Here is a 3,836-nt window from a genome sequence, read left to right as displayed (position 1 = left end):
CGCTTAAATCAAACTCTTCAAAACCATCATTACTTAAATCATCACATAATTCTAAATCTAGTGCTGGGTTGATGGTTGGTTGGCCGGCAGCAGATAATGAGAATGACACTGTATCAATACAAGTTTGGGTACTATCTGCCAAACGTGCCCAAATAGTTTGAGGACTAGAAATATTTGTGTACAGACTTGTTAATGCGCCTACATTATCGATAGCATCTTGTTCTGTAAGGTGATAACTCACAGAAAAAGCTGTAGGATCCTGTGTCCCTAAAATATCATCATCGTTTTCTAATAAATTAAATTGTTCTATACCTGTAGCACTACATATTGATAAATTTTGAGGCGTACCAGCAACAGGGCTATCTTTAAATTCAACTAGTATTGGATCTGCTGATCCAGTACACACTCCTTCAAAATCAAAATTAGCATAATAAATTCCTGGCTCAGTAACTGTTAATGTAGAAGAGACTTCACCTGATATTTCAACATCATCTTTATACCACACATGAGTTGCTAATTCAAGACCTGTATCTAAAACAATTTCTGTACCATCACACTCCGCAGTACCTGCAACAATGGTAATATCATCACCTAAATTTCCACCTAAATTAAAACTACCTGCTTTAATAAAGACTCCTGAATCATAGGTATTATCTCTATCATCTGCAACAACCAATTTTATTGTATAAGTTTCACCAGGTATAACATCGGCTTGCGCTGTAAAAACGGCCGTTCTACCATCAAAAGATATTGGCGGTCCACCACTAGGAGTATAAGCACCAAAGTACTCTTCATTAATACCACCACATGAAGCACCATTATCGGGATGTATATTTGTTACTAAAATAGGAGTTGTTGTACCTGGCAAGACAGCCAAATTAGTAGTATTACTCTCAGAATCCGTCAACAAAAACGCAAACGCATCAGAAAAAGTACATTCAAAACCACCCATATCATACTCTTCTGAAGCCATTAAGAAATCAAAACTGATACTATCTGCAAGAGGCACAAAATCGAATTGGATAAAAGAGGCATTGTTTGACTCAATACCAACAACGTCATCTAAATCATCATCTCCAGGCCATGCTCCTGATCCGTCACCCAAAAATGTATTTGGTCCACCAGCTTCACTAGCATCACCACTTGTAAGTAATAATCCATCTTCAAAAGGGAAATCAATTCCATTACTAAAAAAGTAACCGATACCATTTGGTTCTGTTGGGCTAAAATTAATTCCAGTTGATGCTATAATATTTGATACTGACGCACATGGACTGTCAATTAAAACATCTTCTATTAATTCTTCTGGAGTAAAAATATCTTGATCGACAACTACATTAGGGCCTAAAACAAAAACGGTAATTGTAGTTGAATCCGAACAGACTTGCGGATTATTATCAGTAACTGTTAACGTTACAGTATAAGTCCCTGGGGTAGTAAAAACATTAGAAACATCAGTACCTGACGCTGTATTTGAATCTCCAAAATTCCAACTATACTGAGCATCTGTACCATCAACAGAAAATGCCGCGCTACCAGAAAAATCGACAGAATCACCAGGTAATATGCCTATAACTCCTGTGGCATTAGGGGCTGGAGTACTGCTATCTATTGAAGCTACAATATCTTGACATGGGGTGGCACATAAAATCTCGGCCTCCCATCCATTAATATTACCTGATCCATTACTAGAAAAAGCAAACGTTAAACATCCAGACGTATTAGAGTCTGAAGCAGAAACAATTCCGGGTGACACAGCACTAGAATATGTACCAATAACATCTGCAGTTATATCGTCCCCATCATAAATAGTTAACACATCTTGATTAAGTTGTGTAGTAAACTCGGTAAAATTAATTATAATAAATTCATCTTCATTTTGTGGACATATAGTTGTAACTAGATCTTCATCATCATCATAATTACCAAACTCACCACCTGAGTCAAAAAATTTATCAGGAGCACATCGCATAAATGTACCATTTTGCATCAAAATATCTTGGGAAAAGCCAATAGTTGAAAATAGAAAGACGATTAGATATAGGGTATTTTTCATAGCTGGTTTGGTCAATTAATTAACAATAAACCTACACCTTTAAAAGCTTAAGTTATTGTCTTATTATCATTGAATCTCGAAATTTAATAAAATTATATTAATTGACTTCAAAATACAGACATAAAACATCATCTAAAGGATGAACGTTTCATGCTGATATTTCATACTTTTGCAAATAAAAAGATGGCACATACAAAAATATCCATAGTCCCAACCTCTAATGACACTATTTTAAAATTTGAAGCTGATCGATTTTTAACCAATCACAACAGCTTTGAATTCAACAATATAGACGACGCTAAGCACTCACCATTAGCACAACAATTATTCTATCTTCCCTTTGTAAAAAAGGTTTATATCGCTTCAAATTTTATTGCTATTGAACGCTATAATATTGTTGAGTGGAAAGATGTACAAGATGAAGTTGCAGCACAAATTGAAGACTATTTATCTAAAGATGGACTTGTAGTTTCTGAAGAAGCTATAAAACCTAAAGCTGCTGTTACCATTTATGCAGAAAGCACACCAAACCCTGGAGTTTTAAAATTTGTATGTAACAAAGTTTTGGTTCCAAACATATACGAGTTTACATCAATTGAAGAGGCTAAACCATCACCTTTGGCCACAGCATTATTTCAATTTCCATTTGTAAAAAATGTGTTTATGGAAAAAAACTTTATTTCCATTACGAAGTTTGATATTATTGAATGGGAAGACATTACACTTCAACTTAGAGAATTCTTAAAATCTTATGTTGAAGACGGTAAAACAATTCTAAACGATGATGCTCCAAAACAGTTGAAAAAGACAGAAGAAGCCATTGAGCAAAAATTTGAAGCTTTAGACGACACCTCCAAAAACATCGTCAATATTCTTGAAGAATATATAAAACCTGCCGTAGAAAGTGATGGTGGTAATATAGAATTCAAATCTTATGATGCTACGACAAAAAAGGTAGAAGTATTACTACAAGGTGCATGTAGCGGCTGTCCTTCATCTACATTTACTTTAAAAAATGGTATTGAAACGATGTTAAAAGACATGTTAAATGACAATTCTATTACAGTAGATGCTATAAATGGCTGACATATATTAACATTATAGTGACAAAATTAAATTTTATGTGTTTGATTTTCAGAATCTGAATATTTTTTTTTATATATTTAGAACATAAACCCTAACCCTAAAAATTTTGAAACTAAATAGATATTATATTCTTGCACTAACTTTCTGTTTAATAATTACAGAAGCAAATTACGCACAAACAACGAGACGAAGTACTGAGGGCCAGACTCTATCGAGTAGAATTGATAAAGTTCAGCATAATATGTTACTTAACGGCGCAAATTTAGCAAATGCCAATGGTTCACCTTTTATAAATGATGAATTTGAACTTGTAAAATTTAAAAAACTTGGTAATAGGGTTTTTCTAGCCCGTTATAATGCAAATCTAGGGGAAATGCAGCTCAAGCGAGAAAACGACACCATTGCTCTTGATAATACTAAAAATTTAGAATTAACATTTACACAAAGTAATAAAGTATATAAAACACATAGTTATACAAACAAGGAAAATGTTTCTAAATGCGGTTTTCTTGTAGTATTAATGGAAAATGACTCATTGGCTCTTTTAAAAGAAGAGCTCGTTAAATTCTATGATAGAAAGCCACCATCTAATAGTTATGAAAAAATAAAACCTGCAGAGTTTAAAAGGTTAAGTGATGTTTATTATTACAGACAAGGAGATAAAGTGTCTTTATTACCTCAGAAACGAAAAGAT

General features: G+C 33.6%; 3 protein-coding genes. 2 read left to right on the top strand and 1 reads right to left on the bottom strand.

Annotation, left to right across the window (positions count from 1 at the left end):
- Nucleotides 1–2,056 (bottom strand): choice-of-anchor L domain-containing protein (locus tag ABD730_RS17210; RefSeq protein ID WP_344716130.1); only part of this gene is annotated, 2,056 nt, incomplete at its 3' end.
- A gap of 183 nt (nt 2,057–2,239) precedes the next feature.
- On the opposite strand from ABD730_RS17210, the gene ABD730_RS17205 reads away from it, so the two are divergent.
- Nucleotides 2,240–3,142, top strand: coding sequence for a NifU family protein (locus tag ABD730_RS17205; RefSeq protein WP_215927815.1), 903 nt, complete (start codon nt 2,240–2,242; stop codon nt 3,140–3,142).
- A gap of 106 nt (nt 3,143–3,248) precedes the next feature.
- Nucleotides 3,249–3,836, top strand: a 588-nt coding sequence (locus ABD730_RS17200) for a hypothetical protein (RefSeq protein ID WP_344716129.1), incomplete at its 3' end; no start/stop codon positions are given.

Source organism: Winogradskyella damuponensis (assembly GCF_039538385.1).
GTDB classification, from domain to species: domain Bacteria; phylum Bacteroidota; class Bacteroidia; order Flavobacteriales; family Flavobacteriaceae; genus Winogradskyella; species Winogradskyella damuponensis.
Note: the sequence above shows the minus strand (reverse complement) of the source record. Positions and strands in the feature narration are given on the sequence as shown.

Excerpts from the sequence above, each read along its gene's own strand:
- ABD730_RS17205 (WP_215927815.1), top strand. The coding sequence starts at position 2,240 with ATGGCACATACAAAAATATCCATAGTCCCAACCTCTAATGACACTATT.